Source organism: Pseudoflavonifractor sp. An176 (assembly GCF_002160435.1).
In the GTDB taxonomy this organism is placed as follows: Bacteria; Bacillota; Clostridia; order Oscillospirales; family Oscillospiraceae; genus Enterenecus; species Enterenecus faecium.
This window is the reverse complement of the sequence record NZ_NFKO01000009.1, coordinates 22,706-42,792: the sequence shown is the minus strand read 5'-3', so window position 1 is coordinate 42,792 and position 20,087 is coordinate 22,706. Positions and strand designations below refer to the sequence as shown.

Annotated in this window: 19 protein-coding genes; 6 read left to right on the top strand and 13 right to left on the bottom strand. The window is 60.3% G+C overall.

The window, feature by feature from the left end:
* Positions 1-2 precede the first annotated feature (2 nt).
* The 7 genes from B5F12_RS06260 to B5F12_RS06230 are packed head-to-tail and all read right to left on the bottom strand — an operon-like array spanning position 3 to position 7,803.
* Positions 3-1,238 carry a hypothetical protein gene (locus B5F12_RS06260; protein ID WP_087231944.1) on the bottom strand — a complete coding sequence of 412 codons (1,236 nt, stop codon included), beginning with the start codon at positions 1,236-1,238 and terminating at the stop codon, positions 3-5.
* On the bottom strand, positions 1,235-2,290 hold the full coding sequence (locus B5F12_RS06255; RefSeq protein WP_087231941.1) for a sugar transferase: 1,056 nt from the start codon (positions 2,288-2,290) through the stop codon (positions 1,235-1,237). Before B5F12_RS06255 ends, B5F12_RS06260 begins: the two co-directional genes overlap by 4 nt.
* Positions 2,287-3,393 carry a glycosyltransferase family 1 protein gene (locus tag B5F12_RS06250; protein ID WP_087231937.1) on the bottom strand — a complete coding sequence of 369 codons (1,107 nt, stop codon included), beginning with the start codon at positions 3,391-3,393 and terminating at the stop codon, positions 2,287-2,289. Before B5F12_RS06250 ends, B5F12_RS06255 begins: the two co-directional genes overlap by 4 nt.
* Before the next feature lie 11 nt (positions 3,394-3,404).
* Entirely contained in the window at positions 3,405-4,445 is a 1,041-nt protein-coding gene (locus B5F12_RS06245; RefSeq protein ID WP_087231934.1) for a glycosyltransferase family 2 protein, read from the bottom strand.
* A gap of 24 nt (positions 4,446-4,469) precedes the next feature.
* Complete coding sequence (locus B5F12_RS06240; protein WP_087231931.1) at positions 4,470-5,243, bottom strand: DUF4422 domain-containing protein; 774 nt, start codon at positions 5,241-5,243, stop codon at positions 4,470-4,472.
* Positions 5,240-6,340: a UDP-galactopyranose mutase gene (gene glf, locus B5F12_RS06235; RefSeq protein WP_087231928.1), complete on the bottom strand. Its 1,101-nt coding sequence runs from the start codon at positions 6,338-6,340 to the stop codon at positions 5,240-5,242. The genes B5F12_RS06240 and glf overlap by 4 nt, the downstream gene beginning before the upstream one ends.
* A gap of 44 nt (positions 6,341-6,384) precedes the next feature.
* Positions 6,385-7,803, bottom strand: a complete 1,419-nt coding sequence (locus B5F12_RS06230) for a sugar transferase (RefSeq protein WP_158096658.1) — start codon at positions 7,801-7,803, stop codon at positions 6,385-6,387.
* Between the two features lie 218 nt (positions 7,804-8,021).
* Here B5F12_RS06230 and B5F12_RS06225 point away from each other — a divergent pair, with 218 nt between their 5' ends.
* From B5F12_RS06225 to B5F12_RS06215, 3 genes are all read left to right on the top strand, one after another.
* Positions 8,022-9,128, top strand: a complete 1,107-nt coding sequence (locus B5F12_RS06225) for a glycosyltransferase family 4 protein (protein ID WP_087231921.1) — start codon at positions 8,022-8,024, stop codon at positions 9,126-9,128.
* A gap of 17 nt (positions 9,129-9,145) precedes the next feature.
* Positions 9,146-10,528, top strand: a complete 1,383-nt coding sequence (locus B5F12_RS06220) for an undecaprenyl-phosphate glucose phosphotransferase (protein ID WP_087231918.1) — start codon at positions 9,146-9,148, stop codon at positions 10,526-10,528.
* A gap of 100 nt (positions 10,529-10,628) precedes the next feature.
* Positions 10,629-11,006, top strand: a complete 378-nt coding sequence (locus B5F12_RS06215) for a metal-dependent transcriptional regulator (RefSeq protein ID WP_087231915.1) — start codon at positions 10,629-10,631, stop codon at positions 11,004-11,006.
* Positions 11,007-11,042: 36 nt separating this feature from the next.
* Here B5F12_RS06215 and B5F12_RS06210 read toward each other — a convergent pair whose 3' ends face one another.
* Both B5F12_RS06210 and B5F12_RS06205 read right to left on the bottom strand, forming a co-directional pair.
* Positions 11,043-11,636: a sugar O-acetyltransferase gene (locus B5F12_RS06210; protein ID WP_087231912.1), complete on the bottom strand. Its 594-nt coding sequence runs from the start codon at positions 11,634-11,636 to the stop codon at positions 11,043-11,045.
* 3 nt (positions 11,637-11,639) lie between these two features.
* The gene (locus B5F12_RS06205) at positions 11,640-12,635 is read right to left on the bottom strand and encodes an asparaginase (RefSeq protein ID WP_087231909.1); all 996 of its coding nucleotides are present in this window, start codon (positions 12,633-12,635) and stop codon (positions 11,640-11,642) included.
* A gap of 147 nt (positions 12,636-12,782) precedes the next feature.
* On the opposite strand from B5F12_RS06205, the gene B5F12_RS06200 reads away from it, so the two are divergent.
* Together B5F12_RS06200 and B5F12_RS06195 are read left to right on the top strand one after the other, a co-directional pair.
* On the top strand, positions 12,783-13,577 hold the full coding sequence (locus B5F12_RS06200) for an FAD-dependent oxidoreductase (protein WP_087231907.1): 795 nt from the start codon (positions 12,783-12,785) through the stop codon (positions 13,575-13,577).
* A gap of 122 nt (positions 13,578-13,699) precedes the next feature.
* Positions 13,700-14,110, top strand: coding sequence for a hypothetical protein (locus tag B5F12_RS06195; RefSeq protein ID WP_087231904.1), 411 nt, complete (start codon positions 13,700-13,702; stop codon positions 14,108-14,110).
* 105 nt (positions 14,111-14,215) lie between these two features.
* Here the strand turns inward: B5F12_RS06195 and B5F12_RS06190 are convergent, their stop codons facing one another.
* The 4 genes from B5F12_RS06190 to B5F12_RS06175 form a co-directional block, all read right to left on the bottom strand.
* The gene (locus tag B5F12_RS06190; protein WP_087231901.1) at positions 14,216-16,264 is read right to left on the bottom strand and encodes an ABC transporter permease; all 2,049 of its coding nucleotides are present in this window, start codon (positions 16,262-16,264) and stop codon (positions 14,216-14,218) included.
* Positions 16,261-17,025: an ABC transporter ATP-binding protein gene (locus tag B5F12_RS06185; RefSeq protein ID WP_087231898.1), complete on the bottom strand. Its 765-nt coding sequence runs from the start codon at positions 17,023-17,025 to the stop codon at positions 16,261-16,263. Before B5F12_RS06185 ends, B5F12_RS06190 begins: the two co-directional genes overlap by 4 nt.
* 110 nt (positions 17,026-17,135) lie before the next feature.
* Positions 17,136-18,128, bottom strand: a complete 993-nt coding sequence (locus tag B5F12_RS06180; protein ID WP_087231895.1) for a sensor histidine kinase — start codon at positions 18,126-18,128, stop codon at positions 17,136-17,138.
* Between the two features lie 14 nt (positions 18,129-18,142).
* Complete coding sequence (locus tag B5F12_RS06175) at positions 18,143-18,814, bottom strand: response regulator transcription factor (protein WP_087231892.1); 672 nt, start codon at positions 18,812-18,814, stop codon at positions 18,143-18,145.
* A 447-nt stretch (positions 18,815-19,261) separates the two neighbouring features.
* Here B5F12_RS06175 and B5F12_RS06170 point away from each other — a divergent pair, with 447 nt between their 5' ends.
* On the top strand, positions 19,262-19,834 hold the full coding sequence (locus B5F12_RS06170; RefSeq protein WP_143482342.1) for a hypothetical protein: 573 nt from the start codon (positions 19,262-19,264) through the stop codon (positions 19,832-19,834).
* The last annotated feature ends 253 nt before the right edge of the window (positions 19,835-20,087 follow it).

Below are 20,087 nucleotides of genomic sequence, written 5' to 3'. Positions count from 1 at the left end.
GGTCACTTCCTGCCTTCCAGCCACTTGGGACAGGTGTACAGGATGGGCGCGGCGGCAAAGAGCACCAGGTTCAGGTGCACTTCCAGCAGCCGAGGCTCAATAAAGCAGCATCCCAACACCATGAGATAGAGGAAGCAGTGGTTCCAATTGCCCTGTTTGTACAGCCGACGGGCCAGAAGCACCAGCCCCACCAGGACCAGGGCAGAGAAGATCACGCCGTAGTTGAACAGGGTCAGGGAATAGGAGCAGTCCACAAAGTTGTACCGCTCTCCAATGGTCGCCCAATCCACATCTCCGCCGTAGCCCACCCACTGGATGGAGTTGCCCAACAGGTGGATGCCGTAGTTGGCAGCCGCCTGGGCAGTGAGCCGGATACGGTCCGAGAGCAGACTGTTGAGCATCGCTGCCGGTTGGGCGGGATAGAGCCAGCACAGTCCCGCCAACAAAACGCACAGGAGCACGGCACAGTATTCATAGCCAAACCGCACCACCCGGCACAACACCCGGCACCAGCGCTGCTCACTCAGACGGCGGGCCAAGCCATCCCAACGGGACCGCTGGCCCAGCACCATCTCCACCAGAATCACCACACAGGAGAGCAAAAAGCCGTTGCGGGCGTCGGTGAGGTAGTAAAGGCCCACGGTGACCGCCAACAGCGCCACTCCGGAGCCCACTGAGATGCCCTTTCTGCACCGCCACATGGCCCACACCAGGATGAAAAAAAAGTAGGTCATCACCACGGTGGGATAGGTAAAGCCCAGGGAGTGGCGCACGGTGGCGTCCTCCCGCACGTACGTCAGGTCGGGGAGGGTCCCATCCAGGGTGAGAAAGAAGACAAACGCCAGCACCAGTACCTGCACAGGCAGGGCGATCCCAAAGATGTCGTCCACTTCCACCCCTTTGGAGGCCAGCAGCAGCACCAGCACAAACAGGGGCAAGGTATCCTTGGAGGTCACCACCGCCAGCAGCACAATCCCTGCCAGCAGGATATATTTCAAGGCACAGCCCACCGCCCCCCGGGTCAGGGACCACGGCCCCTCCTTTTTCAGGCCCAGCAACGCCCAATCCCACAGGATTTTCAACCCGGCCAGCCCAAAGGAGAGGTAGCGGGCCAGGGTCAATATCTTGCCCACCATACCCACCTCGGTGGCCATGGTAAATTGCAGGGTGGTGGCCACCAAATAGAGGAGAAAAGCGCACCAGAAAAGGCATTGGCGCAGTCCATCGTGGCGTTTCATTCTGTCACCTCGTCCTTGGATGATTCATAGGCCCGGAGCACCCGGCCCAGCATGGCGCCCCGGCGCAGCCGGGCGCCCATCTCCCGGGCTCCCTGGCACAGGGTCTGGTACTCCTCCCGGCTCATGTGCTGCAGCCGGCGGGGCAGCTCTTCCAGGCTACCCACCGCAATACCCAAATGGTGCTCCACCACGTAGTCGGCCAGGGCGGACTGGTCCCACACCATCACCGGGATGCCACAGGCCAGATAGAGGGATGCCTTGTGGGGGTTGTTGTACTTCAAATAGGTGCCGTACACTCCATCACAGCAGTCCAGTCGATCGCCGTCCCACACCAGGCCGAAGCCGCCCCGCAGAGTCTGGGGCAACTGCTCGGGGGGGAACTGGCCGCAGTACTTCACCCCCACCTGGGGCACCCCCTCCTGATAGTTGGGGCCGTAGAGGCGGAAGCGGACCTTGGAGTCCAGCTGGCCCAGACGGTAGACATACCCCGCCTTGTCCGGACGGAGATTTCCCGCCACCACCACCTCCCAGGGGTCCTGGGTGTTGCAGGCGGTGGGCTCCTCCTCCAATAGGTAATCAAAGAGGTCCAGGGTGCGGATGGCCTTGTCCCCATATCCCCGCTCGCATAAGTATTCCGTCATCTCCTGGTTGTGGGCGATGAGCAGGTCAGCAAGCTCCAAGAACTGCCGCTCTCCGTTGCCCTCCACGCCCCGCAGGCTGTCCAGGTCGTGGATGAGGAAAATGAGCTGCACGCCCTTTTCCTTCATTCCCCGCAAAAAGGGGATGGCCAGACGGCTGACCTTGGGGTACATATCCAGGGGGTACTGCACCAGCAGGGTGTCCCCGGGGGACAACTGCTTGGCCACTCCCCGCCAGTCCATCCAGGTCACCGCCGCCATTTTCAGCTTATCCGGGGTGCCCTTGCCCTGGCTGCGGTGGACGGGCAGGGCCGTCCACCCCTGGGCGGTGAGAATCTCTCCCACATCGTTGCGGGCCTTGGAGCCTGCGTGGAACTCGTGGGAGTCCCGCTCCACAATGCAGAATTGCTTCATAGTGCCTCCTCTGTCAGCAGCGCTTGCAGACGCTGCACCTGGCTGTTGATGTCATAGGGGGAGTGGGCAAACTGGGTCTGGTCCACCCGCCCCGCCTTGAGGGCTTTGTTCACCACACACTCCGCCCACTGCTTGGGGCTATCCTGGAGAGAGAGGCGGTACAGGTTGGGGTTGACCTGAATCTCCGGTACAATGGCGTCGGACACCACACAGGGCAGGCCGTTGGCCTGAGCCTCCAGCAGGGCCATGGGCAGCCCCTCAAATTGGGAGGGGAAGACAAACACGTCCATGGCCTGGTAGAGCTGGGCAGTGTCGGACCGCACCCCCAGAAATTCCACTTGGCCCTCCAGCCCCAGAGAGCGGGCCTTCTCACGCATGGGCTCCAGGTCCTCCCCCTGGCCCACCAGCAGCGCCTTCACCGGCTGGCCCATGCGGGCCAGTTCCGAGACCACGTCCAGGAGAAAGCTCTGGTTTTTTTGAAAGTGAAAGCGCCCCACGTGTCCCACCACCAGGGCGTCCTCGCACCCCAGCTGGCGGCGGTAGTCCTGCCGCACCTGGGGGTCGGGGGTAAACTGGGCGGGGTCAATGGCGTTGGTGATGAGCTGATAGTGGGGCAGCTCATGGGCCTGGGCCCCGTAAAACCAGGGGCAGGCCCCGTCGGAGCAGGACCAGAAATCGGTGGCCACGCCCCGCACCACCCGCCGATTGTACCGGTGGAGCAGTCCCCGCAGGAAGCTGTCCCCGTTGGCGGCGTTGTGGCAGTGGATGATGCGCTTGGGGATGCCATAGCGCTTGGCCGCTTTCAGATAGTCGATGTTGGCCAGGCTGCACACGTTGACCCAGATGGCGCAGTACTCCCGGGCGTGCTGGGCCATAAAGGCGTCCAGGGCCTGGTGGAAGGCCCGCCGTCCGTCCCGCCGGGCGGGAATCTTGTAGACGGTGCCGCCCAGGGCCAAAATCTCCTCCTCATAGGCCACGGTGTCCGAGTTGCACAGGAAATCCAGCTGCACCCGGCTGCGGTCCATGGCCCGGTAATAGTTCATGATGACGCTCTCCACCCCGCCGGGGTTTTCCGTCATACCAAATACCAATACGTTTTTCATGGGTCCATTCCTTACTGTCCTGCAAATTTCCGAAACTGCCAGTGCCGCACCTTGGCAATGAGATACACCCCGTAGTAAAACCGGAGCTTCACACACAGCAGGGTCACCTTCCGGGTGGTGGAGAAGTCCCCCAGGTGCACGTGCTCCAGGGACTGGGCAAACAGCGGGGTGCGCACCAGGTCCCGGAACGCCTTCCGCTGGGCCCGTCCCCCCAGCCCGTTGTCCGGGTGGAAGGAGTCGTTGACGGCGATGAGCAGCAGGTGGTAGAGCACACAGCTGTGGTAGGCCCCCCGGCAGTACCCCCGGTCCCCCATCTGGTCCAGGTCCGCCCGGATGGCCTCCATGGAGCGGATATACCGCTGGGCGTAGTCGGAGCGGTAACGGCGCACCGCCGAGGCGGCATTGAACCAGTAGTGGTACATGGGCAGGGGCAGGTAGGCAATGCACTGGGCGGCGCAAGCGGCCCGGAACATAAACTCCGCATCCTCCGCCGCCGACAGCTCCTCCCGGAAGAAAATCGCTCTCTCCATGAGCAGCGCCCGGCGCAGCAGCTTGGCGGTGACAAACCCCGCTCCCGTCTGGGGCTTGAGTACGTCGCACTCAAAGCGGCGCTTGTCCTCCCCCGCAAAGAGCATGGCCTGACTCTGATAGCCGCGGGGCTGGGAGCTGGCTCCGTACTCCATGACGTGCTCGGTCATGATGATATCCGCGCCCCTGCTCTCCCCCTCCTGGACCTGTCGGGCCAGCATCTCCGGGTCAATCCAGTCGTCGGCATCCACAAAGGAGATCCACTCCCCCTGGGCGTGGCGGATGCCCGCATTCCGGGCCGCCGACACACCCCCGTGGGGCAGTTCCAGCACCCGCAGGGCCATGCGCTGGGCGTAGGGGGCCACGGTGTCCCGGTATCCGTCCGCCGGCTCGTCAAAGGCCAGCAGCACCTCCACCCCCTCCAGGGTCTGGGCCTCCAGGCTGTCCAGGCAGCGGCGCAACAGCTCCAGGGGCGTCTGGTACACAGGTACCACCACACTAACGGTTATCTTTTCCTCTTCCATTCCAATTTCACCTATTCCAACGTCTCAAAAGCTGGAGCCGTACTTCTTGCCGGAGAACTTGGCCTTCAAAAAGGAGGTCCCCTTCTTCCACCAGTTCACCGGCTCGGTGGACACCAGGGGCAGCTCCTGGTAGGCGTACCCGTTGGTCTCCAGCCACACATCCAGCAGCAACTCGCTGACCCGGCCAAAGAGGCGGGCCTGGAAGGGGTCCAGGCTCCGGTAGTCCACCCGGCCCTCCAGCTGCTCCAAAATGGGGAAGAGCCAGGCGCAGTAGGCGTCGCACTTCTCCCCCTTCATCACAAACATGTTGAACATGTGTCCCCAGGTCCGGCGCATCACCCGGTCAAAGGCGGGCAGGTACTGGGGGCACTGGGCCTCAATGATCTCCCGGGTCACATCCAGGTGTTCCCCATAGTGGGTGTGGGCGTAGTGGGAGTAGAGGCTCTCAATATAATAGCGGCGCTTACGGGGCAGGAGCACGTCCTGGCCCTTCAAAAGGGCCTCCAGCTCCCCCTGGGTGAGGATGCGTTCCCAGGGGTCACGGCTCTTCCCGCTTCCCCCGAAGTGGCGGCGATAATGCACCAACCCCTTATAGTCGGAATCCACGTTGCGCCAAAGCCAGTAAAGGCCTGTTAGTTCACAGTAAAACGGGTTTTTCTGGGAGATATTCTCCCCCGTATCGTCCCCCGAAAAGCCGATATCCTCCTTCCCCGCCCTGCCCACATGGAGGGGCAGGTAGCAGGGGTCGGAGGGCATACGGTAGGGTTTATGGGTCGCTACGACAATGGTGCACGTCATCCCTGAATCCGCTCCCACAGGTTCATGGCGGACTCGATGACCTTGTCCATGTCGTAGTACTTGTACTCGCCCAGTCGGCCGCCGAAGATGACGTTGGGTTCCTGGGCGGCCTTCTGGGCATACTGCTGATAGAGGGCCTGGTTGCGCTCATCGTTGACGGGGTAGTAGGGCTCCATGCCCTCCTGCCAGTCGGTGGAGTACTCCTTGGAGATGACGGTCTTGGGCTGGGTGCCGAACTCAAAGTGCTTGTGCTCGATGACCCGGGTGTAGGGGGTCTCCCGGTCGGTGTAGTTGACCACGGCCACGCCCTGGTAGTTGTCGGTGTCCAGCACCTCGGTCTCAAAGCGGACGGTGCGGTACTCCAGCTTGCCGAAGCAGTAGTCATAGTAGGCGTCGATGGCGCCGGTGTAGATGATGGTGTCGCCCAGGGCCTCGTACTTTTCCCGGTTTGCCAGGAAGTCCACCCCCAGCTCCACGTCGGCCCCCTCAAAGAGCTTGTCCACCAGCACGTTGTAGCCCCCCATGGGGATGCCCTGGTAGGCGTCGTTGAAGTAGTTGTTGTCGTAGGTGAAGCGCACGGGCAGACGCTTGATGATGAAGCTGGGCAGGTCCTTGCAGTCCCGGCCCCACTGCTTCTCGGTGTAGCCCTTCACCAGTTTCTGATAGATGTCGGTGCCCACCAGGCTGATGGCCTGCTCCTCCAGGTTGCGGGGCTCGCCCTGGATGACAGCGCGCTGCTGGTCGATCTTGGCCTTGGCCTCCTGAGGAGTGCGCACGCCCCACATCTTGCTGAAAGTATTCATGTTAAAGGGCATGTTGTAGATCTCGCCCTTATAGTTGGCGATGGGAGAGTTGGTGTAGCGGTTGAACTCCACCAGGTCGTTGACAAACTTCCACACCTTCTTGTTGCTGGTGTGGAAGATGTGGGCGCCGTACTTGTGGACGTGGATGCCCTCCACATCCTCACAGTACACGTTGCCGCCCATGTGGTCCCGGCGCTCCACCACCAGGCACTTCTTGCCCTGCTGACGGGCCAGGTAGTTGATGACGCCGGAGAACAGACCGGCGCCCACCAAGATGTAATCATACTGCTTCATTTTCATTCACTCCTATTTTTGATACAACAGCTTGGGTGGAGGGCTTATCGGGCTCCCACCTTTTTGAAAATGACCACCAGGGTCTTGAGCAGGATTTTCGCATCCAGCTGGAGATTCCAATTGTCAATGTACGCCACGTCCAGGCGCACCACTTCCTCAAAGTCCTCGATGTCGCTGCGGCCGCTGACCTGCCACAGGCCGGTGAGGCCGGGCTTCATACTCAGGCGGCGCTTGTGCCGGGGCTCGTACTGCTTGAACTCCTCCACCGTGGGGGGACGGGTGCCCACCAGGCTCATCTCCCCCTTGAGGATGTTCCAGAACTGGGGCAGCTCGTCAATGCTGGTGGCACGGATGAACTTGCCCACTTTCGTCACCCGGGGGTCGTTTGTCATCTTGAACATCTGGCCCTTCATCTCATTTTGCTCCATCAGGTCCGCCTTGCGGGCCTCGGCATCCGCCGACATGGAGCGGAACTTGTAGATATAGAAGTAGCGGCCATTCTTGCCCACCCGCTTCTGGCGGAACAGGGCCGGGCCTTTGGACTCCAGCTTGATGGCGGGGACCACGAAGATGCTCACCACAGCAGTGATGAGAAGTCCCACCAGGGCGCCAATGATATCAATGGCCCGCTTCATCACCAACTTGTTGTAGTCGAAGAACCGGGGGGCGAAGCTGACCACCGGCATGTTGCCCACCATGTCGATGCAGCGGCTGTAGCCCTCCTTGCCCTCCAGCATGTTGATGTTGAGCTGGACGGGAATGCCCATCTCCTCGAAGCCGTCAATGTACTCCTGGAGGGACTTCCCGGTGTCATAGGGCACGTTGATGTAGGCCACATCCACCACCTCCCGGCGGGGGTCCTCCATCATGTCCTCCAGGGTGGCCACCACGGGATAGCCCCCGATGGTCATGCCTCGCATGTCCTGGTCCACAATGGCGATGCGCAGGGTGTACCGCTCCAGCACCTCCTCGTGCTTGAGCTGGGAGAGGATGTAGGTCACCCGGCTCTGGGTGGTCACCAGGTACATGTGTTCCTTTTCCGCCATGGCCCGGCGCTTTTTGGCCACTTTCTTGACCAGCATGTGACTGGTGTACATCAGCACCAGGTTGCTGAGCACCGTCACTGCCCACACGGTACGGGTCAGGTACTCCAGCTTGTGAGCGGCAAAGAAAACCAGTGCAATGACTCCCGCCACAAACGCACTGACTTTGACCACATATACCAGCTCTTCATAGCCGTCCCGGCGGGTAAAGTCCTGGTTGGCATTGAAAAATACATACACACAAAAGTAGGTCACCAACACCAACCACAGGTTGGCGATGACCCCGTTCATGGTGGGGTTCACCGGGTCAGGGCGAAACTCCAGCCGCACCACGCTGCCGAAGAGGAACGCAGCCACCAGGCATACGGCATCCACCAGGACAAGCAAACTGTTTTGTAACTTCTGCTTTTGCTGATACACAGCAGAACCTCCCTTTGTATCTCGCAGGTGTAGTGTTCTTCATCATACCACATTCCCCGCCAATGTACAACCGACGAATGTTTTTTATCGTAATTCTTAAGAATCTCCATATTTTTTCCCGGAGACTTTTCAATCTCCCAAACCCGTGATATAATACACGTCGTATTTTCGCGTACCACCCCATTTTCTGGGGTTTTTGATACAAGGAGGTATCACCCATGGGCCGCATTCTCTTTGTGGCATCCACGTTTTCTCATATCCGAAACTTCCACCTTCCCTATCTAAAGGCCCTGACGGAACAGGGCTGGGAAGTGGATGTGGCCTGCGGCGGGGCGGTGATGGAGCTGCCCCATGCCCGCAAGCTGTACCCCATCCCCCTGGAGAAGAGCATGGCCTCTCCCAAAAACATCTCCGCCACCCGGCAGCTGCGCCGCCTCATCCGGGAAAACCGGTACCAGCTCATCAGCTGCCACACCGCCCTGGCCTCGTTTTTTGTGCGTCTGGCGGTGATGGGGATGCGCCACCGCCCCAAGGTGGTGTCCATCTGCCACGGCTATCTCTTCGACCAGGACACCGCTGCCCTCAAGCGCCTGGTGCTCAGCACGGCCGAGGCCGTCACCGCCCCGGTCACCGATCTGCTGCTGACCATGAACCAGTGGGACACCCAGTACGCTGCCGCCCACAAGCTGGGCAAAAAGGTGGCGTACATCCCCGGTATGGGCATTGACCCCCAAAAGCTCCCCGCTGTCCCGCCCCAGCGGGGCGCACAGCTGCGCAACGACCTGGAGCTGCCCGGGGACGCCTTTGTCCTCCTCTTCGCCGGGGAGTTCTCCCACCGCAAGAGCCAGCCGGTGCTCCTGGAGGCTCTGGCCCAACTGCCGGAGCAGGTGTATCTGCTCCTCCCCGGCCAGGGCAGTGAGCTGGAGGCCTGCCAGCAGTTGGCCCAGCAGCTGGGGGTGGCGCATCGGGTGCGCTTCCCCGGCCAGGTGTCGGACATGCCCACTTGGTACGCCGCCTGTGACGTGGTAGTATCCGCCAGCCGCATTGAAGGGTTGCCCTTCAACCTCATGGAGGCCATGTACTACGGCCGGCCCATTGTTGCCAGCGACGTGAAGGGCCACCACGACCTGCTGGCCCCCAACCAGGCGGGGCTTCTGTACCCCTACGGGGATGCGGCGGCCTGCGCCCAACAGATTCGGGACCTCTTGGCACAGCCTCAGCTGCGCCAGGCCCTGAGCACCACCGCCCGACAGGCGGTCACCCCTTATCTGCTGCCCACGGTGCTGCCCCAGGTGATGGGACAGTATCAGCAGCTACTTGACTAGGGAGGAATTCACACACAATGATCAAGGAAAATCAACGCACCCTCAACTATATCAATGTCATTCTAGACGCCCTCCTCATTTTCCTGTGCATGCCCATCGCCTATTGGGCCCGGTTCTTCCTCTTCCCCTTTGACGACCGGGGCATCACCCTGCGCTATTACCTCATCCTCACCCTGTGCATGCTCCCCATCTTCCTCATCACCCTGGGGGCCATGAACCTCTACGACTCTTTGCGCACCAAGCGGCTGCACTGGGAGGTAGGGCGGCTGTTCTGGGCCTGCTCCATCAACTTCGTGGTGCTCCAGACCATCCTCTTCCTCATCAAACAGTTCTACTTCTCCCGTTTGACCTTTGTGCTCTACTTCGTACTGGTGTTCTTCGCCCTCAGCGGCAAGCGGCTGATGCTGCGGCTGTGTCTGCGCAAGTTCCGCAAGCGGGGCTTCAACCAAAAGCACGTGCTGCTGCTGGGCAACGGCCCCATGGCCCAGCGCTATATCCAAGCGCTGGCCGATGACCCCAACCTGGGCTTCTTTGTGGAGGGATACCTGGCCTCTCAGGACACCATCCCCGACCTGGGCTACCTGGGCAATCTGGACGACCTGTCCTCGGTGCTCAGCGACTACCAGCCCGATGAGGTGGTGGCCGCACTGTCCGCCCAGGAGTTCTCCCTCACCCCCACCATCATTGAGATTTGTGAGAAAGAGGGCATCAAGCTGTCCATTATCCCCTTCTATGCGGAATACATGCCCTCCAATCCCCAGTTTGACAACATCAACGGCATCCCCGTGATGAACATTCGCCGGATTCCCCTGGACAACCTGGTCTACGCCGTTGTCAAGCGCACCATGGACATTGTGGGCTCCCTGCTGCTCATTCTGCTCACCTCGCCCATCATGCTCTTTGCCGCCATCGGCGTGCGCCTGTCCTCCCCCGGCCCCATCATCTTCCGCCAAGAGCGGGTGGGACTGCACAACAAGCCCTTTGACATGTACAAGTTCCGGTCCATGCGAGTCAACGCCCAGCAGGACACCGGGTGGAGCCGCAACCGGGACCCCCGGAAGACCAAGTTCGGCGCCCTCATCCGCAAGCTGTCCATCGACGAGCTGCCCCAGCTGTTCAACGTGCTCAAGGGCGACATGAGCCTGGTGGGCCCCCGTCCGGAGATCCCCCACTTTGTGGAGCAGTTCAAAGACGAGATTCCCCTGTACATGGTCAAGCACCAGGTGCGCCCGGGCATCACCGGCTGGGCCCAGATCAACGGCCTGCGGGGAGACACCTCCATTGTGGACCGCATCCGCTACGACATCTATTATATCGAGAACTGGAGCATTTTCTTCGATTTGAAAATCCTGCTCATGACCCCTCTCAAGGGAATTATCAACCAGGAAAAGCTAAAGTAACCCTCCGCTTGCCCTGGCGACCAAATTATGCTACAATGATCCAAATGGTGTAACATCCATCACCGCCGGACATGCGGCGTGGGAAAGACGGTGAAATGAAATGGAAATCCATGCTTCTGCGGAGAACTATCTGGAGGCCATCCTGGCTCTGAGCGAAAAAGGGCCGGTACGCTCCATTGATGTGGCGCAACACCTGGGATTCTCCAAGCCCAGTGTCAGCCGCGCCATGAGCCTGCTGCGGGACAACGGCTATGTGGTCATGGATGAGAACAGCTTCCTGGTCCTCACCCCCGCCGGTCTGGACATTGCGGAGACCATCTATGAGCGCCACAAGCTCCTCAGCCAGTGGCTGACCTGGCTGGGCGTCCCCCCGGACATTGCCGCCGAGGACGCGTGCAAAATTGAGCATGACCTGAGCCCGGAGTCCTTCCAGGCGTTGAAAGACCACATTGCCCAGCATCAGGACAAAATCCTGTAAAAAATATCCCGAGAGCAAAAGCTCTCGGGATATTTTTTATCTCTCCATCTCTTTTTTCCAGTGGTCTCGGTCGGCCTGGGTGATCTCCCGCAGCACTCGGGCGGGGTTGCCCACGGCGATGGAATTGGGTGGCACGTCCCGGGTGACCACGCTGCCAGCTCCCACCACGGCCCCATCTCCAATGGTGACCCCGGCCAGGATGACACAGCTGCCCCCAATCCACACGTCTTTGCCGATGTGGACAGGAGCGCCATATTCCCACCCTGTGGCCCGGTCCTCCGGGGCGATGGGGTGCCCGGCGGCGTAGATGGACACGTTGGGGCCGATGAGGGTGCGGTCCCCGATGGTCACTTGGCACACATCCAAAATGGTGAGGTTGTAGTTGGTGAACACGTCCCGGCCCACCACAATGTGCTTGCCGTAGTCACAGCGCAGGGGCGGTAAAATAGTTGAGTTCTCCCCGATGCCTCCCAGCAGCTGCTCCAGCAGCCCCCGCTGCTCCTCCCACCGCTGGGGCGGCAAGTTGTTGTAGGTATACAGCAGCTCCTGGGCCGCCATGCGGGACTCCAGCAGCCCGTTCTGGTTGGCCAGGTAGGGCAGGCCCGCCAACATCCGCTCTCTGTGGTTCACGTTTTACCCTTCCTTTCGCTCCCCGGCCAAGCTGTGGGCGAAATACTCCCGCACCTGGTCCGGGTCGTCGGTCTGGCCCAGGGCCCACATCAGCTTGGTCACTGCCGCCTCGGTGGTCATATCATAGCCCTGGATGACGCCCTCCGCCAGGGCCTTCTGCCCCGCCTGATAGAGGGCAAAATTGCTGCTCTCATAGAGGCACTGGCTGCACACCACCACAGACATGCCCGCCTGGGCCGCCTTTTGCAACTTCTCAATGAGGTTGCGGCGGATGAAGTGGAGTCCGCCGGTGCCGAAGGCCTCGATGACCACCCCACGGTAGTGCATATCCAGCAGCATGTCGAAGATCTCCGGGTTGAGTCCCGGGGTGAGCTTGATGAGGAACACCTCCCGGCACAGCTGGTCCCGCAGGCGGCAGGGCCCCTTCACCGGGGGAATGGCGCTCTCATCAATGGTGAGCCCCGAGCCGCTGACCCGGCCCACCAGGGGCCAGTTCACGCTCTCAAAGGCGGCAAAGTCGGTGGTGTGGGTCTTCACCGACCGACAGCCCAGAATCACCTTCCGGTCAAAGGCCACAAACACCCCCGGCTTCCCCGAGGCGGCCATGGCCAGGGCGGTGCGCAGATTGTCCAGGCCGTCGGTGAGGGGGTGCTCAATGGGGAGCTGGGCCCCGGTGAGCACCACCGGAATGGGGATGTTGCGCACCATGTAGGACAGCACCGAGGCGGTGTAGGCCATGGTGTCGGTGCCGTGGGAGATGACCACCCCGTCGTACTCCTCCCGGGCCTTGTAGACGTGGGAGGCGATGAGCTTCCACTCCTCGGGCTGGATGTTGGAGGAGTCCAGGTGGAGAATGTCCTTCACCGTCAGGTCATAGCTGCCCGCCAGTCCCCCCATGTAGTGGGCCAGCATATCCCCGTCCATGCCGGGGGCCAGCCCCTCTTCCGTCATACGGGAGGCGATGGTGCCACCCGTGGTCAAAAGTAAAATTCGTTTCATGTTGATCCCCCTGGGATTCTCTCTTGATATCGATTTCAAGTATAGCGAATTTCCGCTGTCTTTTCAAGGGAATCCCGCCATTCCGGCCATCTTGCCGGGAGCTGAAAAAGTTGGTATACTGAGAAAAAACAAAAGGAGGACCATCCTATGCCATACGATCTTCTGGTGGTGGGAGCCGGACCCGCCGGACTCTCCGCCGCCATTTATGCCCGGGCCCGCAACAAGTCTGTGCTGGTGGTGTCCAACGACCCCACCGCCAGCCCTCTGTGCAAGGCCCACCAGATTGACAACTACCCCGGTATCGCTCACATCACTGGTTTGCAGCTGGTGGAGGATATGCTGGCTCAGGCCCGTGAGATGGGTGCGGAATTCCGCCAGGGCCGGGTGCTCACCCTCATGCCCCTGGGCGACTCCGTCATGGCCTCCATCGGCGACCAGGTGGAACAGGCCACCGCGGTGGTGCTGGCCCCCGGCGTGGCCCGGGCCACTCCCCTCCCCGGCGAGGAGAAGCTGCTGGGCCGGGGCGTGAGCTACTGCGCCACCTGCGACGGCATGTTCTACCGGGGCAAGCAGGTGGTGGTAGCGGGCGACGCCCCCGACCTGGCCGAGGAGACGGAGTACCTGCGCTCCATCGGCTGCGAAGTCACCAGTGTGCGTCTGCCCGGTCTGCACATCCTGGGCGAGGACCAGGTGTGCGGCGTGCGCACCGCCAAGGGGGAGGAAATCCCCTGCCAGGGCGTGTTCCTGCTGCGGGCCTCCATTACCCCCACTCAGCTGGCTCCGGGGCTGGAATTGGATGGCAACTATGTAAAGGTCAATTCCTTTATGGCCACCAACCTGCCTGGGATTTACGCCGCCGGAGACTGCACCGGCCAGCCCCTCCAGCTGGCCAAGGCAGTGGGCGAAGGCCAGATTGCCGCCCACCACGCCCTGGGTCTTTGACTTTGACTTGTTAAATTTTTTAGAAATCTTGCACGAAGGTTATTGAAATTTCCCGCGGAAGATGGTAACATGATGTACAAGAAAAGGGGACTCCCCCTTGAAACCAATAAGGAGTGATTGTTATGGTCAAAGTAATTATGGGCCCCAAGGGTACCGGTAAGACCAAGCAGATGATCGATCTGATCAACACAGCAGTGGAAACCGAGCACGGCAACGTGGTTGCCATCGCCCACGATTCCAAGCTGACTTTTGATATTAACTACAAGATCCGACTGGTTGAGACCTCCGACTACGATATCCCCAACTATGACACCTTGAAGGGATTCCTGTACGGCCTGTACGCCAGCAACTACGACATCACCCACGTGTTCATCGACAGCTTGAACAAGCTGGTCTCCACCGAGAACAAGGCCGATGTCGAGGCGTTCCTGGATTGGTTGGAAGCGTTCTCCCAGAAGAGCGGTATCAAGTACACGGTCTCCATCAGTGAGGACGAGTCCACCGCCAGCGAGGGTGTGCGCAAGTATTTCTAATACATCAAACAATGAGGGCCGAGTGCTGATGCACTCGGCCCTTTTGTTTATCAAACTTTGGATGCAGCTGGGGCCGGATGCTGACGCATCCGGCCCTTTTTTGTGTTATTCCTCTCTCATGCCGCTGACAATGCGGAAGTAGGAACGAGAGGTCAGACGATAAATCAGGACATAGAAGAGGGCGAAGGCCACAAAGCACACCACCGTCACCCCGGCAAACAGCCACACGTTGGTCAGGCCCAACAGCAGCAGCAGCTTGCGGATGAGGGGGAAGGCAAAGGCCAAGTGGGCCCCGGCCATGAGCAGCGGCAGGAAGAATACGGTGAGCACCTGGGAGTTGATGCTGCGGCGGATCTCCCCCTTGGTCATGCCCACCTTCTGCATGATGTCAAACCGGGCCTGGTCCTCATACCCCTCGCAGATCTGCTTGTAGTAGATGATGAGCACCGCCGCCAGGATGAACACCACCCCCAACAGGATGCCCAGGAAGAACATACCGCCATACAGGCCGTAGGTGTCCGCCCGCTCCTGGGCAGCCGCCTCCAGCAAGACGTGGAAAAACTCCTCATCTCCTGCGGAAATCTCCATGTCCCGCAGCTCTTGTTGCAAGTCCTGGGCAATGCTCTTCTGGGTCTCGTCGTCACAGTTGAGATCAAAGCCGTAGTACCAGTGGAGGCTGGAGGCACTCTGCTCACCCAGCTGGGCCTGAACCCCCTCCACCGTCTCCTGGAAGTTGGGGACAAAGAGATACATGGAGGGGATGATCTGCATGGCATCCACCCCGTTGTCCGCGAAGCTGTCCACCTGTTTGGCCACCGACAGGGTAACCCCTTCCCCCAGTTCCACCGAGGCATAGGGGTAGTCGCTTCCCTTGGTGGTGTACATCAGCGCCTGACCGGGCATCAGGGTCTCCCGCTTCCCCATCAGGCTGTTGTAGTCCTCCAGCGGCACCACAAACACCTGCCAGGTATTGGCCATGGTCTCCATGTTGTAGGAGCTGAGGAACACGTCGTCCATGCCCATCCGGTCCTCCTGACGCACCCCCACAAAGCCGCACACCCGGTAGTCCAGGATGTTGCTGGGGGTGGCGCCATACTGCTCCGCCGTCTCTTCAGCCAGCACCCGCACCTGCTCCTGGTGGGAGCCGTCCAAGGTGTTCACACAGTCCACCACGGCGTCCAGGTTGATGTTGCGGGGGTAGCGGTTACGGATGCTGTCCTCAATGCCGATGTACAGGCAGGAGGTGGAGGAGATCATCACCAGCACCATGGTGCACAGAATGCAGATGGAGGCCAGGCCCGCCCCGTTGCGCTTCATGCGGTAGACCATGGAGGACACCGACACGAAATGGTTGGTCTTGTAATAGTACCGCTTATTCTTTTGCAGCAGGCGGCACAGGGTCACAGAGCCCGCCACAAACAGCAGATAGGTGCCCACCACCACCATGGCCACCGCGATGAAGAAGCCAATCATGGCGGTAATAGGGTCTTTCACGGTGATGGCCCAGTAGTAGGCCCCGGCCAGCACCACCAGGCCCAGCAGGGCGAAGATCCAGTTGGCACGGGGAGGCTTCTCTCCGGCGTTCTCACTGCGCAGCAGGGCGATGGGGCTGGTGAGGTGGATTTGACGCAGGGTGTTGAGGAACATGAGGCCGAAAATCACCAGGAATAGCACCACGGTGCTGACCACGGAGTTCAGCTCCACCGTCATGGTGTAGGTGACTCCACCGTCCAGAATGCGGGTGAGGGCCAGCTCGGCCACCTTGGAGAAGAGCACGCCGCAGAACAGGCCCACCACCAGGGTGATGGCCGCGATGATCACGGTCTCCCACAGCAGCACCAGAGCCAGGTGCCGTTTGCCCATACCCAGGATGTTGTACAGGCCAAACTCCTTCTTTCTTCTGCGGATGAGGAAGGAGTTGGTGTAGAAGAGGAAGATGGTGGAGAACACGCACATGACCCCAAAGCCCGTGTTCAAAAAGCTCTGGGCGCTGCCTCCTCCGGGCATCTCTTTCAGCACCGGAGACAGGCCCAGGAAGGAGACGATGTAGCAGACCATCACCACGCCGATACAGGCCAGGATGTAGGGCAGGTACATCTTCTTGTTTTGACGGATACCCGTCCACGCCAGTCGGCGATAAAATCCCAGTCTCATGCCCGCTCACCACCTGTGGTCAACAGGGTGAGGGCGTCGGAAATCTTTTGATAGAACTGGTTTTCCGTGCTCTCTCCCCGGTAGATCTGGTGGAACAGCTCGCCGTCCTTGATGAAGAGCACCCGTCCGGCGTGGCTGGCCGCCTTCACCGAGTGGGTGACCATCAGGATCGTCTGTCCCTGGGCGTTGATGTCGCCAAACAGCCGCAGCAGCTCGTCGGTGGCCTTGGAGTCCAGAGCACCGGTGGGCTCGTCGGCCAGGATGAGGCGGGGGTTGGTGATGAGAGCCCGGGCCACGGCTGCCCGCTGCTTCTGGCCGCCGGACACCTCATAGGGGTACTTTTTCAGCAGGTGGGCGATGCCCAGCTGAGCCGCCAGCGGCACCAGGCGCTGCTTCATCTCGCTGGGCTGCTTACCCGAGAGCACCAGGGGCAGGTAGATGTTGTCCTCCAGGGAGAAGGTGTCCAGCAGGTTGAAGTCCTGGAACACAAAGCCCAGGTGGTCCCGCCGGAACGCCGCCACCTCAGACTCCCGGATTTTGCCCAGCTCCTGGCCGTCCAGCTTCACCAGGCCCCCGGTGGGCTTATCCAGCGCCGCCAGGATATTCAAAAGGGTGGTCTTGCCGGAGCCGGACTCTCCCATGATGGCCACATACTCCCCTTCCTCCACGTGGAAGGTAACATTTTTCAGCGCCTGCACCTGGGTGCCGCCAAAGCGGGTGGTGTAGACCTTCTGTAAGCTCTGTACTTCCAAAATACTCATAGAGCGGTTCCTCCTTTGCTGTTTACACCCTTATTATAGCCGGGAGAATCCCGCCTCTCCATGGCATCTCCTTACACTTTGCCCTCCACTTCTTACACTTTTGTCACAAGTCACTCCAGCCACCGCTGTTCCCGCTCCAGATTGATGCGGATGGAGGTGCCCTCCCCCGCCACCGACTGGGCGGAGATGGTATGGCCCAGGTTCTGGCAAATGCGGCGGCACAGGTACAGCCCCAGGCCGCTGGCCTTCTTGTCCGCCCGGCCATTGTACCCGGTGTACCCCTTTTGGAAGATGCGGGGCAGGTCCTCGGCGGCGATGCCCATGCCGTTGTCCCGGATGCACAGGGTGGCGGGCTTCTCCAGCTCCAGCCACACCTCGCCCCCGTCAGGGGTATACTTTAGGGCGTTGGACAGCACCTGCTCCACCACAAAACTCAGCCACTTCTCATCCGTGAGCACCCGCAGCCCCGTGGGCTCATAGTGCAGGGCAATGTGGCGGCGGATGAACTGGGTGGAAAACTTGCGCACCGCTCCCCGGAGGATGCCGTCCAGCTGGTACTCCCGGAACAGGTAGTCGGTGGACTCCGAGTCCAGGCGGAGGAAGGCCAGCACCATCTCCACATACTGCTCAATGCGCAGCAGTTCCTCCAACTGCTGCCGGGCGGTGGGGGAGTCCTGGCTCTGGAGGGTCAGGCGCATGGAGGCAATGGGGGTCTTGATCTGGTGGGCCCACACGGTGTAGTAGTCCACCATGTCCTCATAGCGGCGCTGCATCTCCCCTTCCCGCTGGGCCTGCTCGGCCCGCAGCAGCTGGATGATGTGCTGGTAGTCCCGGTGGTCCTGGTTGATGGGCAGGGGGAACTCCCCCATCACCGCTCCGGACAGCTGGGAGAGCTGCTCCAGGCGGCGGTGCCGCTCCTGGGCTCGCCGGACGTCCAGCCCTAAAAACACGCACCCCAGCACGGCGCACAGCCCCACCGGGTAGAGCACCGCGGCCATCGGCAGTCGGTACAGGGCAAACACGGTGAGAAAGATGAGGGAGAAGAGGAGGAAAATCCCCACCGCCGGGAGGCGGTCCCTCAGATAGGTTTTCAGGTATCTCATGACGCCCTCCTTATTTAAGAGATGAGATAGCCCACCCCGAACTTGGTGGTGATGAAGGCCTTCAGCCCCGCCCCGTCCAACTTCTTGCGCAGGCGGTTGACGTTCACCGTCAGGGTGTTTTCGTCCACAAAGCTGTCCCCTTCCCAGAGAAGCTCCATCAGCCGCTCTCGGCTGACCACGCTGCCCTTGTTGCGCATCAGGGCCAGAAGGATGCGGTACTCATTTTTCGTCAGGTCGATGTTCTCCCCCTGATAGGTGAGGGTGCCATCTCCCGTGTTGAGCATGGCTCCCCGGTGCTCCAGCACCGGCACGGCTCCGGCATAGTCATAGGCCCGGCGGAGCATGGCCTGCACCTTGGCAATGAGCACCCCCTGGTCAAAGGGCTTGGCGATGAAGTCGTCCGCCCCCATGTTCATGGCCATCACCAGGTTCATGTTGTCCGAGGCGGAGGAGAGAAAGACAATGGGCACCTGGGAGACGGTACGGATCTGGCTGCACCAGTGGAAGCCGTTGAAAAAGGGCAGTCCAATGTCCATGAGCACCAGGTGGGGCTGGTACTGAGCAAACTCCCCCAGCACGTTGCGGAAGTCGGAGACGCATTTGGCCTCCAGTCCCCAGGCCTCCAACTGGATCTGCACCGCCCCGGCAATGCCCCGATCATCCTCCACAATTAGAATTCGATACATGCGCTTCGCTCCTTTCCCCCTCTCCGGGGGTGGTATCCCCTCCATTTTAGGTGCTTTCCCCCGCCCTGTCAACGAAGTTCCCGGTACAGGGATTCCATCCCACTTTATGGCAGAAAACTGAAAAATTTCAACAATTTTTAATGGATAAAAAAGGAATCAACCTATATTCTTTACATTTTTGCAACATTTTTCTTTAATTTTACGAAAAAATCACAGGAATGCCACAGAGAAGAAGGAGAAAAAGGTAGATTTGTGTGTTGGATTGACAAATCAAGGAACATGCCCTATAATGCAGGAGGATAAGCCAGAATTCCAGAACATACCTGGTTGATTGAGGATGCGTCCCCTCATCTAGGTGGGGGCGGTTTTTGCGCCGGGTGTTGTTTAGTGAATTAGCGAAGCGAATTCACCCGCCCGCTACCGTGGGCATAAGGAGGAAGGAATCACGTGAAGAACAAGAAACTGGCTGCGCTGCTGTTGGCAGCGGCCATGTGTACCATAACCGTGGGATGTACCTCATCCCCTCAGGAGGAGAGCAGTATGCCATTGACCAGTCCGTCCGCAGCCATTTCTGAAAAACCCAGCCAGAGCGGCTTTGCCGGCGGCGGCACCGGAGCCGTGGGCAGCCAGTCCGTGACTCTGGAAGGCAGCGACAAGCTGCGCATCACTTATCAGCAGGGCGCGGGCAACTCCGTGACCTGCGTGTCCAGTGTGGACCAGCTCAACCGCTTCGGTCTGTACGGCAGCGACAAGCTGGCCGCATATGACAACAACTTTTTTGACAGCAAGGCCCTGGTGCTGGTGAAGTACACCGTCAACAGCGGCTCTACCCAACTCAGCCTGGACAGCGCCACCCAAGTCAGCAACATGGTGTCCGTGCATGTGGATGCCCAGTCTTCGGGTATGGGAACTTCGGACATGGCCACCTGGCTTTTGTGGGCTGAGGTGGACAAGTCTCTGAGCGACTGTCAATGGGTGTTGGACGGGGCCAGCGGCACCGGGACCGGCGTGACCAAGTAACCAGGTTGGCCGGGTACAATACAACACAGTGTGCAAAGGGGCAGATATCCACAGCGGACTGTCCCTTTGTCTTTCCCTTTATCAGTTATCAATCGAGAATTGAGAGAACACGAGTTGGATGATAACCTGTCTTCTTCGACCAAGCGTCTGGAAACCAGTTAAGGAGGGGTGGCAGTGGGTTTCCACGCAGAGAAAAGATGAGGGGTTTTCATATTTGCGAGGTCCGGCCTGTCCCCGGATGGACCGTCCCCGC